16 protein-coding genes are annotated in these 15,782 nt (G+C 68.4%); 9 read left to right on the top strand and 7 right to left on the bottom strand.

Annotated features, from left to right (window positions below; genetic code table 11):
• Nucleotides 1-3 precede the first annotated feature (3 nt).
• Together AC5P53_RS05365 and AC5P53_RS05360 are read right to left on the bottom strand one after the other, a co-directional pair.
• Nucleotides 4-537: a hypothetical protein gene (locus AC5P53_RS05365; protein WP_046431913.1), complete on the bottom strand. Its 534-nt coding sequence runs from the start codon at nucleotides 535-537 to the stop codon at nucleotides 4-6.
• Entirely contained in the window at nucleotides 534-1,112 is a 579-nt protein-coding gene (locus AC5P53_RS05360; protein ID WP_032958649.1) for an RNA polymerase sigma factor, read from the bottom strand. The genes AC5P53_RS05365 and AC5P53_RS05360 overlap by 4 nt, the downstream gene beginning before the upstream one ends.
• 126 nt (nucleotides 1,113-1,238) lie before the next feature.
• Between AC5P53_RS05360 and AC5P53_RS05355 the strand changes: the two genes are divergently transcribed.
• Together AC5P53_RS05355 and AC5P53_RS05350 are read left to right on the top strand one after the other, a co-directional pair.
• Nucleotides 1,239-1,418 (top strand): hypothetical protein, encoded by a 180-nt coding sequence (locus AC5P53_RS05355; protein WP_014647972.1) that lies wholly within the window; start codon nucleotides 1,239-1,241, stop codon nucleotides 1,416-1,418.
• A gap of 35 nt (nucleotides 1,419-1,453) precedes the next feature.
• Nucleotides 1,454-2,047, top strand: a complete 594-nt coding sequence (locus AC5P53_RS05350) for a mechanosensitive ion channel family protein (protein WP_014647973.1) — start codon at nucleotides 1,454-1,456, stop codon at nucleotides 2,045-2,047.
• A gap of 206 nt (nucleotides 2,048-2,253) precedes the next feature.
• On the opposite strand, the gene AC5P53_RS05345 is transcribed toward AC5P53_RS05350, so the two are convergent.
• A complete protein-coding gene (locus tag AC5P53_RS05345; protein ID WP_014647974.1) occupies nucleotides 2,254-2,520 on the bottom strand; it encodes a DksA/TraR family C4-type zinc finger protein in 267 nt (88 codons plus the stop codon).
• A 170-nt stretch (nucleotides 2,521-2,690) separates the two neighbouring features.
• Nucleotides 2,691-3,248, bottom strand: coding sequence for a DUF2058 domain-containing protein (locus tag AC5P53_RS05340; RefSeq protein WP_014647975.1), 558 nt, complete (start codon nucleotides 3,246-3,248; stop codon nucleotides 2,691-2,693).
• A 62-nt stretch (nucleotides 3,249-3,310) separates the two neighbouring features.
• Here AC5P53_RS05340 and AC5P53_RS05335 point away from each other — a divergent pair, with 62 nt between their 5' ends.
• The 3 genes from AC5P53_RS05335 (at nucleotide 3,311) to AC5P53_RS05325 (ending at nucleotide 6,258) form a co-directional block, all read left to right on the top strand.
• Nucleotides 3,311-3,811 carry a M48 metallopeptidase family protein gene (locus AC5P53_RS05335; protein WP_075077039.1) on the top strand — a complete coding sequence of 167 codons (501 nt, stop codon included), beginning with the start codon at nucleotides 3,311-3,313 and terminating at the stop codon, nucleotides 3,809-3,811.
• A 47-nt stretch (nucleotides 3,812-3,858) separates the two neighbouring features.
• A complete protein-coding gene (locus AC5P53_RS05330) occupies nucleotides 3,859-4,557 on the top strand; it encodes an RNA pseudouridine synthase (RefSeq protein ID WP_241887561.1) in 699 nt (232 codons plus the stop codon).
• Between the two features lie 108 nt (nucleotides 4,558-4,665).
• On the top strand, nucleotides 4,666-6,258 hold the full coding sequence (locus AC5P53_RS05325) for a phospholipase D family protein (protein ID WP_495227159.1): 1,593 nt from the start codon (nucleotides 4,666-4,668) through the stop codon (nucleotides 6,256-6,258).
• A 3-nt stretch (nucleotides 6,259-6,261) separates the two neighbouring features.
• Here AC5P53_RS05325 and AC5P53_RS05320 read toward each other — a convergent pair whose 3' ends face one another.
• Nucleotides 6,262-7,338: an HDOD domain-containing protein gene (locus tag AC5P53_RS05320; protein ID WP_495227158.1), complete on the bottom strand. Its 1,077-nt coding sequence runs from the start codon at nucleotides 7,336-7,338 to the stop codon at nucleotides 6,262-6,264.
• A gap of 278 nt (nucleotides 7,339-7,616) precedes the next feature.
• Here AC5P53_RS05320 and AC5P53_RS05315 point away from each other — a divergent pair, with 278 nt between their 5' ends.
• Nucleotides 7,617-8,714, top strand: a complete 1,098-nt coding sequence (locus AC5P53_RS05315) for a Glu/Leu/Phe/Val dehydrogenase dimerization domain-containing protein (protein ID WP_008264553.1) — start codon at nucleotides 7,617-7,619, stop codon at nucleotides 8,712-8,714.
• A gap of 47 nt (nucleotides 8,715-8,761) precedes the next feature.
• Here AC5P53_RS05315 and AC5P53_RS05310 read toward each other — a convergent pair whose 3' ends face one another.
• Nucleotides 8,762-11,605, bottom strand: a complete 2,844-nt coding sequence (locus AC5P53_RS05310) for a S8 family serine peptidase (RefSeq protein ID WP_495227157.1) — start codon at nucleotides 11,603-11,605, stop codon at nucleotides 8,762-8,764.
• A gap of 182 nt (nucleotides 11,606-11,787) precedes the next feature.
• On the opposite strand from AC5P53_RS05310, the gene AC5P53_RS05305 reads away from it, so the two are divergent.
• The 3 genes from AC5P53_RS05305 (at nucleotide 11,788) to AC5P53_RS05295 (ending at nucleotide 13,996) form a co-directional block, all read left to right on the top strand.
• The gene (locus AC5P53_RS05305) at nucleotides 11,788-12,963 is read left to right on the top strand and encodes a thiolase family protein (protein ID WP_014647981.1); all 1,176 of its coding nucleotides are present in this window, start codon (nucleotides 11,788-11,790) and stop codon (nucleotides 12,961-12,963) included.
• A 124-nt stretch (nucleotides 12,964-13,087) separates the two neighbouring features.
• Complete coding sequence (locus AC5P53_RS05300; protein ID WP_005418203.1) at nucleotides 13,088-13,429, top strand: hypothetical protein; 342 nt, start codon at nucleotides 13,088-13,090, stop codon at nucleotides 13,427-13,429.
• Nucleotides 13,430-13,585: 156 nt separating this feature from the next.
• On the top strand, nucleotides 13,586-13,996 hold the full coding sequence (locus tag AC5P53_RS05295) for a hypothetical protein (RefSeq protein ID WP_014647982.1): 411 nt from the start codon (nucleotides 13,586-13,588) through the stop codon (nucleotides 13,994-13,996).
• Between the two features lie 112 nt (nucleotides 13,997-14,108).
• Here AC5P53_RS05295 and AC5P53_RS05290 read toward each other — a convergent pair whose 3' ends face one another.
• The gene (locus AC5P53_RS05290) at nucleotides 14,109-15,746 is read right to left on the bottom strand and encodes an acyl-CoA dehydrogenase family protein (RefSeq protein ID WP_046431928.1); all 1,638 of its coding nucleotides are present in this window, start codon (nucleotides 15,744-15,746) and stop codon (nucleotides 14,109-14,111) included.
• Nucleotides 15,747-15,782 lie beyond the last annotated feature (36 nt).

Below are 15,782 nucleotides of genomic sequence, written 5' to 3'. Positions count from 1 at the left end.
TCCTCAGGTCGTCAGGCCGGACTCGGCGGCATAGGCCGCCTGCCGGGTCAATTCCAGCCGCAACGCATAGGTGCGCTTGAGCTGGCCAAGCAGATGCGGCGCGCGTGGATCCTGCGCCAGCGCGGCCCGGATCTGTGCCGCGCTTTCATCGAGTTCGTGCAGCGCCGGCTGCCATTCCGGCGCCCGGCCTGCGGGCAACGAGGCCACTGCCTGCTGGTACTGCTCGGTCATCGCCGCGGCCTGCAGTTGCAGGGTAGACGGCACCGGCGCGTCCGGTTGCGCATGGCGCCACGGCGCCACCGCGTAGAGCGCCAGGCTTGCGGCCAGTGCGGCCCCCACCGGCAACCACCAGCGCCGGCGCGAACGCCCCGGCAGCACCACCACGTTGCCGGTCGGCGCAGGCGCCGCCTGTGGTTCACGCGGCGGCAGCTGCGCCGACAACCGCGCCCAGCCATCGGCGGGCAGGCCGCGTTCGGAAGGCAGCGCGCGCAGTCGGGCCACCAGATCGTGGTCGGAATCGTGTTCGTGTGTACTCATGTCATGTCTCCCAGCCGTGCGCGCAACAGGCCGCGCGCACGATGCAACTGTGCCTTGGAGCTGCCGACGGCCATCTGCAGCTGCGCGGCGATCTCCTGGTGTTTCCAGCCCTCGATGTCATGCAGCACCAGTACCGCGCGCGCCCTCGGCGGCAGCGTCGCCAGCGCGCGCTCCAGGTCGCGCTCGGTACCGGCGCAGCGGTCGTGTACGGCCAGTTCCTGCAGTCCTCCGTCCACATCATCAAGACTGTCGTGGTCCTGCCCGGCGGCGCGCCCACGCAGTTCCATCAGCGCAGCGTTGACGCCCAGGCGATGCAGCCAGGTCGACAGGCTGCTCTCGAAACGGAACCCCGGCAGCGCCTTCCACGCCTGCAGGAAGGCTTCCTGCAAGGCGTCTTCGGCACGCGCCTGCTGGCCCCCGCACAGCCGCCACAGCACGGCGAACACGCGCGGTGCATGCCGCCGGTACAGCAGTTCATAGGCCGAGGTATCGCCGGCGGCGGCCGCCCGCACCAGGGCGGGTTCATCGACGGCGTCGTGGGCGGCAGGCGGCGCGGGCATGGTGGTGTCGAGCATATCGCTTGGATGCGGCGGCCCGGGAAAAGGTTTAGAGCCGGACGACGATCACTGCCGTGCAACCTTTTCGACACCTGCTGCATCCATGGAAGGTCCTTCGCGAAATTGCCGTCCAGGAGTCCTGCCATGTCCAGCCCAACCTGCGCCGCCCTGCTGGTGATCGCCGCCTGCGTCGTGCTGCAGGCACTGGGCCTGTCGCTGCAGCTGCACCCCGGTAACGGCCGTGCCTGCCTGCAACAGCACCGCCAGGCGCTGGTGTGCCTGGCCTGGGCCCCGGCGGTCGAATCCCCGGCACGCGCCGGGTAACATCGAAGGTCGTTATTGCCACCTGTTGTCGCCCCATGATGTTGTCGCTGAAGGATCACCTGCCGCCCTGGACCCACCCGTGGTTGAACTACGCCGGCGTCGCCCTGCAGATCGTAGGGGTGCTTCTGGTCGCGTGGCTCCTGCGCGTGCTCGCCCGGCGCCTGATCCGCCGCTTCGCCGAGCACTACACGTTGCCGCCCGAGATGGTGATGGGCGCGCGCCGGATCACCAGTTTCGTGGTCTATTTCAGTGCCCTGCTGTACATCCTCAGCCTGCTCGGCGCGAAGCCCTCGGTGCTGTGGACCGCGTTCACCGGCTTCGCGGCCGTGGGCGCGGTGGCCTTCTTCGCGGCCTGGAGCGTGCTGTCCAACATCTTCTGCACGCTGCTGATCTTCACCACCCGCCCGTTCCGCCTGCACGACTACATCGAGGTGCTGGAGAACGGCGAGAAGCCGGGCCTGAAGGGCCGGGTGATCGACGTGAACCTGATCTACACCACGCTGCAGGAGACCGGCGAGGGCCACGAGGGCACGGTGCTGCAGCTGCCGAACAACCTGTTCTTCCAGCGCACGGTACGGCGCTGGCGTGACCCGGCGCAGGCCCCCGGCGGCATCCAGGGCGACGGTTGAGGGTGGAGTTTTCGGCAGGGCTGCGCCCTGCACCTGCAGAGGCCGAAGCCGAAGCCGAAGCAAGATCAAGAGCGGCATTCCGTGGGATGGCGGGGCGGGGTGGGTCCGGTTGAGGGGGGCCAGATCAGTGAGCGCCATGGATGGCGCCTTTGATGTTGACGTTGCTTCTGCAGGTGCAGGGCGCAGCCCTGCAATAAAACACCCCTTTACCTCAGCTGGCTGTCCTTGCTGCCACGCCGGTTGTACCCGGCATGCGCCTGGTCTTCGTCGTCCCGCGCCTGCTGGCACGCAACGCACAACCGCACACCAGGCACAGCCTGGCGCCGCGCCAACGGGATCGGCGCGTCGCATTCCTCACAGTGTTCCAGACCGGGTCCCTCGCGCAGCTGGCGCCGCGCGCGGGCGATCGCGTCGTCGACGGTGGCGTCGATCTGGTCCTGGACCGCGCCGTCTCCTGCCCAACCGGTGGCCATGGCTATCCTCCGCAGGTGTGTCGCCCGATATGGGGACGATACACCCCGGCAAAAAGGAAGGCCTTCATGTAGAGCCGAGCCATGCTCGGCTGCTCTTCAGGATGCCAAACAGAACGCCGACGGATCCGATCAGGCCGATTGCGGCTTAATCCCCTCCGTCCCCTTTTTGCTTACCAGACCAGGTCGTCGGGCACCTGGAACTGCGCGTAATAGGCGTCGTCTTCTGCGTTGCCGGTGGAGATCTCGGCGGTCGAGCCCGGCTGGCCGTGGTCGACGATGATTGCTTCGGGTGCGCGTTCACGCACCTTTTCGGCGGCGGCGCGGGGCAGCAACGCATAGCCCTCGCCGTGGGCGACGATGACCAGCACGCCCACCGACAGCGCCTTGCGCAGCTTGGGGTCGATCAGCAGGGTACGGATCGCCGCGCCATCGCTGAAGCGGTACTCGTCGTCGCCCTTGTGGGGTACGGCATGGGCCGTGATGATCTGCCTGGCCTGGGCCTTCTGTTCAGCCTGCCTGGCCTGGGCATTGCGTTCGGCGGCCAGTGCGCGGTCGCGCTCGACCTTCTCGGCGCGGGCACGTTCAGCCTCGCGCTGGACCTCGGCCGAGGTCGATTCGGCCTTGCCCTGGCGGGCCTTGGCCTGCTCGCGTGCGGCGGCGCTGGCCTGCGACTTCTTGGCCAGGCCGGCCTTGAGCAATTGTTCCTGCAGCGCGTTGGGCTTTGCCATGGTCGGTGCGTACCGCGTGTAATCTTGGATGCCCCATTCTACCGACGCCCCGCCGGCCCTGCATGGCAGTCCTGAAGTACCTCACCGGTTATCCCGAACCCCTGGTTGCCCAGGTCAGCGAGCTGCTGGCGCAGGGCAGGCTCGGCCCCTGGCTGCAGCAGCGCTACCCCGACCCGCACGAGGTGCGCAGCGACCGGCAGCTGTACGAGTACACCCAGGAGCTGAAGGACCGTTACCTGCGCAAGTCGGTGCCGCTCAACAAGGTCTGCTACGACAATACGCTGGAAGTGATCAAGCACGCGCTGGGCACCCACACCGCCATCTCCCGCGTGCACGGCGGCCGCCTCAAGGCCAGCCGCGAGATCCGCATCGCGACCGTGTTCCGCCAGGCACCCGCGGCGTTCCTGCGCATGATCGTGGTGCATGAGCTGGCCCACCTGAAGGAAGCCGACCACAACAAGGCCTTCTACCAGCTGTGCCAGCACATGGAGCCGGACTACCTGCAGCTGGAGTTCGATACCCGCCTGTACCTGACCGAGCTGGCCAACCGCGGCCAGCGCTGACCGGCCGCAGCAGCTACACTGCGCGCCCCCTGCCCGACCTGCCTGCCATGGAACCGATCCGTCTCGACAAACGCCTGTCCGCCCTGCTCGGCATCCCGCGCGGCGAAGCGCGGCGCTACATCGAAGGCGGCTGGGTCACGGTCAACGGCGACGTGGTGGAACAGCCGCAGCGCCCGGTCGATGACAGCGCGGTGATCGTGGTGGCCGAACAGGCCAGCGATGAAAAGGCCGAGCGGGTCAGCATGCTGCTGCACAAGCCGGCCGGTGTCGCCGCCGAAACCCTGTGTGCCCTGGTCAGCAGTGACAGCCGCAGCGAACTTGATGCCAGCGACATCCGTCCGTTGCAGCGTCACTTCCACGGCCTGCAGCTGGCCGCCTCGCTGCCGGCCAGCGACAGCGGGCTGGTGGTGGTCAGCCAGGATCCGGCCACGCTGGCCCACCTGCAGCGCAACCTGGGCCGTACCGAGCAGGAATACCTGATCGAAGTGGCCGAAGGCGGTCCCGAGCGCGGGCCGTGGCTGATGGCGCGGCTGCAGCAGGAATCGGGCGGCGCCAAGGTCAGCTGGCAGAGCGAGCAGCGCCTGCGCTTCGCCGGCAAGGGCCTGACGGCCAAGGGGCTGCGTGTGGCGGTCAGCGCCGCCGGCCTGGAGGTCACGGCCGTGCGCCGCCTGCGTATCGGACGCGTGGCGCTGGGGCCGCTGCCGCCGGGGCAGTGGCGCTACCTGGGCAGCGACGAGCGGTTCTGAGGTGTGCGGGTCAGGGCCCTTTCCCGTGGAGAGGGATCCGGGGGTCGGATCCCGTGCCGAAGGCAGGGGCTCTGACCCCCTGTCGATCCTGCAGGCATTCCTTCACGCATGGCGTGGCTCTACCATCGGGGCATGAGCCTGCCCAAGCCGCTGTGGCGACGCCTGCTGCGTGTTGCTGCGATCATCCTCGCCGTGCTGGTGCTGCTGGTCCTGTCCGGGCTGCTGCTGGCCGACCATCTCACGCCGCAGGCGCATGGCGCGCCTTCGCACGTGCTGCCGCTGCAGCCGGCACAGACCCGCATCGACCAGCAGATCGTGCCGCTGCAGGCGGCCCATCCCGGCCAGTCGGGCGTGGCCTTCCTCAGCGATGGCATGGATGCCTTCGCCGCCCGCGCGATGATCACCACCCAGGCCGGCCGCAGCCTGGACCTGCAGTACTACATCTGGCACGACGACCTGATCGGCCACCTGATGGCCAAGGCGCTGTACGACGCCGCCGAGCGCGGCGTGCGCGTGCGCATCCTGCTCGATGACATGAATGCCAAGGACAAGGACGCGCTGATGATGGCGCTCGATGCCCATCCGAACATCGAGATCCGCCTGTACAACCCGTTCCGCAACCGGACCGGCATCCTGCGCATGGTGGAGATGGTGCAGCGCTTCTTCAGCGTGAACCACCGCATGCACAACAAGAGCTGGATCGCCGATGGCCGCGTCGCGATCGTCGGTGGCCGCAACATCGGCGAGGAGTACTTCAGCGCGCGCACCGACGTGAACTTCCAGGATCTGGACCTGCTGGTCGCCGGCCCCGCCGTGGAGCAGGCCAACCGGATCTTCGACGACTACTGGAACAGCGAAACCGCCATCCCGGTATCCGCGCTTGCCTTCCATACCGACGCACAACTGCGCCTGCTGGTGCGCGAATCGGACCACGAGGCGCAGCGGGACGTGGCCCGCCCCTACCTTGCGCGCGTGGCCGAATCACGCCAGCGGCAGCGCCCGAGCCCCGAGCCGTTGCACTGGAGCGGTGCCGTGCGCATCGTGTCGGACCCGCCGATGAAGCACCGCAGGGATGATCGCGCCACCTGGCTGGTGTCGACCCTGATCAGCGAGCTGCAGGCCGCCCGGCACAGGGCCCTGTTGATCTCGCCCTACTTCGTGCCCGGCAACGAGGGCCTCGATGGCTTTTCGGCAATGGCCGGGCGGGGCGTGCAGGTGGGCGTGGTCACCAACTCGCTGGCCGCCAACGACGTCGCCGCCGTGCACGGGGGCTACATGGGCTACCGCGTGCCACTGCTGGAAGCCGGCGTCCACCTGTACGAGCTGAAGGCACAGGGTCAGTCGGGCGATGCCGGCGTGTTCGGCAGCAGCGGCGCGAGCCTGCACACCAAGGCATTCCTGATCGATGACCGCCGCGGTTTCGTCGGCTCCTTCAATCTGGACCCGCGCTCGGCCTACCTGAACACTGAAATGGGTGTGCTGTTCGACGATCCGGTGCTGGGTACACAGCTGCGGGACGAATACCTGCGCCTGGCTGACCCCAGGCACAGCTGGTGGCTGGCACTGGACGACCGCCGCCGGTTGCGCTGGCTGGAGCGCGAACCGCCCCCCCACTGGGTGGAGGCCGAGCCAGGGGCAACGGCGCGCAAGCGCTGGTTGTCGCGGGTGATCAGCTGGCTGCCGGTGGAATCGCAGCTGTAGCGCTCAGGACGCCGGAGCGGCCTCATCCTGTCCGGCCTCATCCAGCGTTTCCACGTTGCGCCCATGCAGGCGCCGCCAGATCCAGCGCAATGCATGCGGCGGTGCCGAGGGCAGCTGCTCCAGCAGGGCCAGCATGCGGCTCTGGCTGGCATGCCCATGGCGGCACAACAGGCTGGCCGCTGCGGCCGCGCTGGCCAGGCGCAGGCTGTCGGCCAACGATCCTTCCGCATCCACCGCCAAGGCCTGGTGAACCGGCTCAGGCAACTCCCATGCGGCAGCGACCCGCTGCGCCAGCGGCAACGACCACTGCTGCAACAGCTGCAGGGCCAACGCCGGCTCCACGGGCTCGCCACGGGCCTGTGCCTCCTGCAGCAGCTGGCGCATCACCAGCGCCGCACCCAGCCCCTGCACCAGGCCCAGCCACTGCGCGGCGAAGGCATCGCCGAAGGTGACCGTGCGTGCGTGGTCGGCCGCTGCACGCGATGCCAGCAGTGCGTGCTCCCAGATGATCGCGCTGAACTGCGGGAACACCTCGCATTGCACCTGCATCACCGGCTGCACCAGTACCGCACTGATGATCTGGCGCACGCCCTCGGTGCCGACCAGGGTCACCGCCCGCTGCAGGCTCTCTACCGGGCGCTCGTGGACCTTGTAGGCCGGGCTGTTGGCGATGCGCAGCAGGTTGCCGGTCAGCACCGGGTCCTGGCCGATGATCGCGGCCATCACCCGGGCCGAGGCGGCATCGTCGTTGACGGTCTGGATCAGCTGCGGCAGCAGCTGCGGCCGGCGGGGCAGCTGCCTGGCCGCCCAGTCGCGGTCCTGCAGCGCGCGCGCCACCGCCTCGCCCAGGCCTGGGTCCTGCACCGGCGTTGGCTCGCCGGCCAGCCGTGGGTACAACGCAAGCGCATGCAGCCCGCGTTGCAGGTGAGCGGCGATCTCCGGCGACGGCAGCGCCTCGCCCTGCAGGCTTGCGGCTGCGGCGGCCACCGCCTGGCGGGATGCGGCAACCAGCCGCGCCGGTGCCCCCCCGGTCGAACGTGTCAGCCAGCCGCGCAGCGATCGCCACCATGCCGCTGTCATCGCCGCCCGTCCTGTCGTTGTGATGCCCTTGCCGTCACTGACCGCCCTGCCTCTTCACGCCCATCCGGCCACCCGCCGTCGTCGCAGCATCGGCCGCACTTTCATCTTCTTTAACCTGCCGGCCGCCGACGTCGACGGCAACGGCCGGGCGAATGGACTAGAATGGCGCCGCGCGACCCGTCCCCCAGCCATGACGACGTCGCTTTTTTTGTTTTGGGACCTTACCGTTCACTGGCCGTTCGCTGCAGTTCGCCGCTGTTCGCGCCATCGGAGACGCCATGCTATTCGAAACCCTCGCCACCACCGGCCACGAACAAGTGGTGTTCTGCCACAACCACGATGCCGGCCTGAAGGCGATCATCGCCATTCACAACACCACCCTGGGCCCGGCCCTGGGCGGCGTGCGCATGCGCCCCTACGCCAGCACCGACGAGGCACTGGCCGACGTGCTGCGGCTGAGCCGGACGATGACCTACAAGAATGCGCTGGCCGGCCTCAACGTCGGTGGCGGCAAGGCGGTGATCATCGGCGACCCGAAGGTGGACAAGACCGAGGTGCTGTTCCGCGCCTTCGGCCGTTACGTCGACTCGCTGGGCGGCCGCTACATCACCGCCGAAGACGTCGGCACCGACGTCAACGACATGGAGAACATCTACCTGGAGAGCCAGTTCGTGACCGGCGTGCACCAGGTCCATGGCGGCTCCGGCGATCCGGCCCCGTTCACCGCCTACGGTGCGCTGCAGGCGCTGATGGCGGCGATGCGCTTCAAGTTCGGCCACGAGGAAGTGGGCAAGACCAGCATCGCGGTGCAGGGCCTGGGCCACATCGGCATGGAGCTGGTGAAACTGCTGCGCGACCGCGGTGCCAAGCTGTATGTCACCGACCTGGACAGCGCACTGGTTGATCGCGCGGTCAGCGATTTCGGCGCCGAAGCGGTCAAGCCCGACGAGATCCACGAAGTGAACGCCGACGTGTTCGCACCGTGCGCGCTGGAAGGCGCCATCAACGCCGACACCCTGCCGCGGATCAAGGCCAAGATCATCTGCGGTACCGCCAACAACCAGCTGTCGAGCCTGGAAATCGGCGATGAACTGCACGCGCGCGGCATCCTGTATGCGCCGGACTATGCGGTCAACGCTGGCGGCGTGATGAACGTGTCGCTGGAGATCGATGGCTACAACCGCGAACGCGCGATGCGCCTGATCCGCAGCATCTATCACAACCTCACCCGCATCTTCGAACTGTCGCAGCGCGAGAACATCGCGCCGCAGCGTGCGGCCGACCGCATCGCCGAAAGCCGCATCCTGTCGATCGGCAAGCTGAAGATGCCGCTGGGCCGCAGCACCCCGCGCCTGGGCAACCTGCGCGGCGGCTGAGCCTGCCGATGTCGCGCCGGAGCTGACGTCCCGGCGCGACCTCCCGCTCAGAACCCGGTGCTGTAGCGCAGCGCCGCCTGGCGCGCGCCCTCGCCACCGACGCGCTGGTCGAAGCCCAGGCTCAGGCGGCCATTGCGGCCCCACCACGACTCCAGCGCCACGCCGAACAGCGCACTGCCACGCGGTGCGTCCCATCCCGCCAGGGGTGCCCAGGCATCGACACCAACGAAGCTGGCCTGCCAGTCCGCATCGGCACCGTCGAGCCGTTGCTGCCACTCGGCGTGCCCGCGCAGCGTCCAGCGCCCCCAGCCGCGCTCGCCGCGGATACCGGCCAGCATCTGGCTGCGCTGCACGCGGTTGGCGTCGGCACGCAGGCCGAAGCCGAAACCACCCAGCTCATTGAAGGCATCGGTATCCACGCGCGTGGTGCTGGCACCCAGATACGGTGTCAACGACGCGCCCGCGCGGCCAAAACGATAGCCGCCTTCGACGCTGGCACTGCTGAAGCGTCCGCCGTAACGTGCGGAAACACCATAGGCACCGGCGCCCAGCAGCAACTGGCGATCCAGCGCACGGGTGAACTGGCCGCTGCCGACCTGCGCCAGCGCATAGCCCCGGCCCAGGTTCCAACCGGCGTACAACTGTGCCTGCGCCTGGCGATCACGCCCACGATCGCCGCCGAAGCTGCTGCCACCATTGCTGCGGGTCTCGCCAAAGGCCACGCCCATCAGCCCATTGCTGCCCAGCGGCAGGTCCTGGCCGGCCATCCAGCCACGGCTGTCGGCGGCATTGCCGGCAAAACTGCCCTGCCCGGCCTCACCGAGCGCGCTCTGCCAGGCCCCGCGCAAGCGCGGCGCCGCCTGCACGCGATCGAAGCGCTCGGCGATCGCACGGCGCGACATGTCGATGCTGTCGAAGGTGGCCGACTCGGCCCGCGCATGCGCCTGCCCGGACAGGCTCTGCAGGCTGGCTGCCAGGCCCTCGCTGCCACCGCCGGTCCACTGCAGCGCACCGGCCGCCGTGCCGAAGGCCGAGCCCTGCAGCGCAGGACTGCCATCGAGGGCTCTGAACGCACCTTCCAGTCGTTGCGCCGCGGACTGCGCCGAGGCCGCGAGCCCGGTCGCCGCCGCCGTCACGCTCACCTGGGTCAGGTTCAACCAGGCAGTGTTGCTGTCATAGCCATAGCTGCTCTGCAGCAGCGACAGGCCCTGCAGGCCGCTGGAGGAGGCCGGGCTGCTGAAGGTGCCGCTCAGGCCACCGGCCGCATGGACCAGGTCCTGGCGGCTGCCGTTCTGCGGCACGTAGCCGGAGACGAAGCCATGCACGCGCACGCCACCATTGATCGAGGCCGTGCCGGTCACCTGCAGCGCATTGGCACCGAGCGCGATCATCAACTGGCCACCCGCCTGCTGCGTGTAGTTGCCCTCGATGGTGCCGGTGGTGCTGCCGGTGGTCAGGAACACGCTGCTGCCGTTGACCACGTTGCCGATCACGCGCGGCGTGCCGCCATTGAACTGCAGGCCGGTCGAATCCGGGTCGGGCTGGCCGAGGATGGTCACGTTGGAACGGATGACACCGCCGTTCTGCAGCGACAGGATGCCGCGTTCGATGCGGGTGGCGCCGCTGTAGCTGTTGTTGCCTGCGAGCACCAGGGTGCCCCCGCCCTGCTTGACCAGGCCGCCGCTGCCGACGATGTCGTTGCTCCACAGCGAGCCGCTCGATGGCGCATCGACATTGGCCACTACATCACCCCAGTCGAAGCGGCCCGGGCCCTTGATCGCCCGCGAGATGTCGAGCAGGCCGTAGCCGAACACCGCATCCACGCCGGGCGCGCCGATGTCCTTGGCCGTGCCCAGCAGGGTCTGCCGCACCAGGTTGTTGTCGAAGTACGGGTAGCGCTGCCAGACCAGCGCGGCGGCGCCGGAGATCAACGGGGCGGCGAAGGACGTCCCGTAGTTCCAGTAGTAGGTGCTGCCATTGGCATCGGGATAGACCGCGCTGCCCGGCGCCGCCAGGCAATAGTGCGCCGCCTGCCCGCAGGCATTGGCGTAGCTGGCCAGCGTGCCCGGTGCATAGGGATCCACTGCGGTCGCCACCAGCCAACCGCGCTCCAGGTCGGCCGCCGGCAGCGAGCCGGCAACGCCCAGCTGGCTGGGCAGGGCGGCCAGGCTGCTCGGTTCGGTGCGCGCATCGTTGCCGGCCGCGAACACCACCAGGCCGCCATGGTTGATGACGAACGGACGGTACTCGGCCGCCACCTGCGCGGTGGTTGGCAGGTCGGTCCAGTACAGGCCGCCCCACGAGTTGTTCATCACCTTCACGTTGTAGCTGATCAGGTCCTGGTGGACCTGCGCCACGCCCAGCGGACCGCTGAAGGAATTGCCCTTGCCGCTGCCGTCATCGACCGGCGGCTTGTCGGCGATGATCCGCGCCGAAACGATCTGCGCACCGGGGGCGATGCCGCCCGGCCAGGTTCCCACCGGCGCGCCGGCGGCCAGGCTGGCTACCGCCGTGCCGTGGCCCACCACGTCGTCCACCAGCAGGTTGTTGCGCGCCGGATCGATGTAGTTGAGGTTGCCCACCACCCGCCCGTTCAATGCCGCTGCGTTGCGCTGCACGCCCGAGTCGACGATGCCGATGCGCACGCCCTGCCCGGTCAGGCCGACGGCCTGTGCGGCACGCGCATTGGTCACTGACAGGTGCGCGTCGAAGGCCGGTTCCTGCGGCTTGGCCGGAGGCGGTGCCGTCGGAGGGGGCGTCGTTGGGGGTGTGGGGGTGGTCGGAGGGGGATCGATGCGGACATTGCCGCCGCCTCCGCCGCCGCCACATGCCGTCATTGCCATCGCCAGCGCCGTTGCCAGCGCGGACCTAACCATCGTCGTGCGTTCCATCGATTCCTTCCCATGAACGTTGACCTGCCTACATCCCGGCAGGCGTGCGGTGCCGCCCAGCGGCGGCCCTCCCCGACCCTCTATACTTGGGCCGACCCCCACGCAGTCTGCCGGGAAACCGGGGCGCTTCCAACGTCCGCGGTCTCCTTTCCGAACATTGCTTACGCATCAACGAGATTGCCATGTCCAACATCGTCATCGCCGCCGCCAAGCGCACCGCCATCGGCTCCTTCCTCGGCCAGTTCAACGGCGTGCCGACCCCCACCCTCGGCGCGGCCGCCATCGCTGCCGCCCTGGAACAGTCGGGCGTACCGGCCAGCGACGTCTCCGAGGTCCTCATGGGCTGCGTGCTGCCGGCCAACCTCGGCCAGGCGCCCGCCCGCCAGGCGGCGATCGCCGCCGGCATTCCGCTGTCGACCGGCGCCACCACCCTCAACAAGGTGTGCGGCTCGGGCATGAAGACCATCATGCTCGGCCATGACCTGATCAAGGCCGGTTCGGCCAGCATCGTGGTCGCCGGTGGCATGGAATCGATGTCCAACGCCCCGCACCTGCTGCCGAACTCGCGTACCGGCAACCGCTTCGGCAACTTCCAGGCGGTCGACCACATGGCCCACGACGGCCTGGTCAACGCCTATGACGGCAAGGCCATGGGCGAATTCGCCGAATGCGCCGTGGACAAGTACCAGTTCAGCCGCGAGGAGCAGGACGCCTACGCGATCGAATCGGTCAAGCGCGCGCAGGCCGCACAGGCCAACGGTGCGTTCGCCGACGAGATCGTCGCGGTGAAGGTAGCCACCCGCAAGGGTGACGTCGAGGTCGCCACCGACGAGCAGCCGGGGCGCTCGGATATCGCCAAGATCCCGACCCTGCGCCCGGCCTTCAAGAAGGACGGCAGCGTCACCGCCGCCAGTTCCTCCAGCATCTCCGACGGCGCCGCCGCGGTGGTCCTGCTGACCGAGGAAGACGCGGCCGCCCGTGGCATCACTCCGCTGGCCCGCATCGTCGGCCACGCCACCCATTCGCAGGAACCGGAGTGGTTCACCACCGCCCCGATCGGCGCGATCCACACGCTGCTGGCCAAGACCGGCTGGTCGCTGGACCAGATCGACCTGTTCGAGATCAACGAGGCCTTTGCCGTGGTGGCAATGGCGCCGATGCGTGAGCTGGGCATCCCGCACGACAAGCTGAACGTGAATGGCGGTGCCTGCGCGCTGGGTCATCCCATCGGTGCCTCCGGTGCACGCCTGGTGGTGACCCTGGTCAACGCCCTGCGCACGCGCGGTGGCAAGCGCGGCATTGCCACCCTGTGCATCGGTGGCGGCGAAGCAACGGCAATCGCCATCGAATTGATTTAAAAAGATTTAACGATGATTTCGCAAAAATGAATGCGGGATCGCTTGACACCCAATCTTGGCTTGTCATCATGTTGTCGGCGCGCAGCATGCGCGTTGCCTAATTCTAACGACGAGGATTTACACAATGAGCATCAACAAGCTGCTGGTCGCGATGTCCCTGGCTCTGGCCCTGGCCGCCTGCTCGAAGCAGGAAGCTGCCCAGGACGCCGCTGCTTCGGCCAACGAAGCCGCCACCGAAGCCCAGGCTGCTGCCGACCAGGCCGCCGCTGCCGGCGCCCAGACCGCCGACGCTGCCCAGCAGGCTGCCAACACCGCCGCCACCGCTGCTGACGCTGCGACCGACGCTGCTGCCAACACCGCTGCTGCCGCGACCGACGCTGCTGCTGGCGAAGCCAAGGACGCTGCCAAGGCTGCCGAAGCTACCGCTGAGCAGGCCAAGGACGCTGCTGAAGAAGCCAAGAAGTAATAACTTCTTTCTTCACGCTGTTCCGGAAAAGCCGCTGGTTCGCCAGCGGCTTTTTCTTTGCGCCACTGCGACCTCGCGGCGCGGGCATCGCGACCCCGCCTTCACAACGGCATGAATAGGCTGGCGTCCCCATCCATTGCAGTACCGGAGACCGCCATGAAGATTCGCCCGATCACCACCACCCTGCTGGCCGCCTCCCTGCTGCTGGCCCTGGCCGCCTGCAAGGGCCCGGAAGCCGAACAGGCCAAGCAGGACGCGCAGCAGGCCGCTGACAGCGCCGGCGCGGCTGCCCGCGATGCCGTCGACAAGGCGGCAGAAGCTACCCGTGACGCCGCCGACAAGACCGCTGCAGCCTCCGAGCAGGCCGCCGCCGATACCCAGCAGGCGCTGGACAAGGCTGCAGACGCCACCGCCAACGCTGCCGACAAGGCCAAGGACGCCGCAACCGACGCCGCCGCACACGCCAGCGATGCGACCGCCAACGCCGCACAGAAGGTGGCCGACAAGGCCCGTGATGTCGCCAATGACGCGAAGGCGAACGCCGCCAAGGAAGAAGCCAAGCACTGAGGCGTACCGGCAGCCAGGCATGGGCCCGGCGCTACAGGAAAAGCCGCGGCACTGCCGCGGCTTTTCTGCTTTTCGCTTTGCGTTTTTTCCGTTGATTCCGTGGTGGGCGCTCCTACGGCAGCGCGCGCACCAGCATCGCCGACAGATCCACGCCCGTCGGCAGGGTCCCGAACACCAGCCCATGCTCCGCTTGCAGCCGGCTGCGCACGAACGCCTCTGCCATCGGACTTTGCGCACGCAACAGCAGCGCGGCCTGCAACAACAGCACTGTGCGCTCGCAGAACAGCCTCGCCTGCGACTCATCCGGTGGCGGTGCTGCTGCCCACCGCTGCAAAGCCGCTGCGTAGCGCGCATCACGATCGGCCACCGCCGCCAGTTCAGCGCGCAGCGCCGCCAGCGCCTCCGGTTCGCGCGCCAGCGCGCGCAGCACGTCCAGACACTGGATGTTGCCGCTTCCTTCCCAGATCGAATTCAACGGTGCCTGCCGGTACAGCCGCGGCAGCATCGATTCCTCCACATAGCCCGCGCCGCCCAGGCATTCCTGTGCTTCATTGACGAAGGCCGGCGCGCGCTTGCACAACCAGTACTTGCCCAGCGCCGTCCCCACACGCGCCAACGCGGCTTCGTTGGCATCCACGCCGGCCCGGTCCACCGCACGCGCGATGCGCATCGACAGCACTGTGGCCGCTTCCGACTCCAGTGCCAGGTCGGCCAGCACATTGGTCATCAACGGGTGCTCGACCAGCAGCTTGCCGAACGTGCGGCGATGACGTGCGTGATGCAGCGCCTGCGCCAGCGCCATGCGCATTTCCGCCGCCGCGCCCAGCATGCAGTCCAGGCGGGTCATCATCACCATGCCGATGATGGTGGCCACGCCCCGCCCCTCCTCGCCCACGCGCCACGCCTGTGCCCCGCAGAACTCGACTTCGCTGGAGGCATTGGCCCAATCGCCAAGCTTGTCCTTCAAGCGCATCAACCGGAATGCGTTGCGGTCGCCGTCGGCCAGCCGGCGCGGCATCAGCAGGCAGGTCAGTCCTCCCGGCGCCTGCGCCAGAACCAGGAAGCCATCGCACATCGGTGCGGAAAAGAACCACTTGTGACCGACCAGGCGATAGCGCTCGCCATCGATCGGTTCAGCGCGCGTGCTGTTGGCACGCACATCCGAGCCTCCCTGCTTCTCGGTCATGCCCATGCCCAGCGTGATGCCGGCCTTGTCCGCCACCGGTACATCGCGCGGGTCATAGACCGGCGCTGCGGCCTTGCGCGCCCACTCGGCCAGGTGCGGCTGCGTGTGCAGCACTGCAACTGCCGCATGGGTCATCGTCAACGGGCAACTGGTGCCAGCCTCGGCCTGGTGGTGCAGGTAGCTCAACACCGCGCGCGCGACATGCCCGCCCGGTTGCGGCTCGTGCCAGGACAACCCGGCGACCCCGTGCGATTTCGCTGTGCCCATCAACTGGTGATAGGCCGGATGGAACTCCACCGTATCGATGCGATGGCCCTGCGCATCATGCGTGCGCAGGCGCGGCCGATCGCGGTTGGCATCGAAGCCGAGCCGGTACAGTTCGTCACCCGCCAGCGCACCATAGACCGCCAGCCGCGGCGCAAAGCCGCCAGCGCCTTCGCGCTGCACCGCCTCCATCAGCGCCACGTCATCGGTCCACAACTGGCGCCCCGCGAACGACGGCGGCTGGTTCAGCACCACATGGGTTTCGTAGGGCGCATTGCTGCTGAAGCTGGGTCCACTCATCCGGTCCGTCCTGGCGGCAAGAGATCTGCGGTTCGA

Source organism: Stenotrophomonas sp. YJH_SMC_82, from assembly GCF_059368875.1.
Note: the sequence above shows the minus strand (reverse complement) of the source record. Positions and strands in the feature narration are given on the sequence as shown.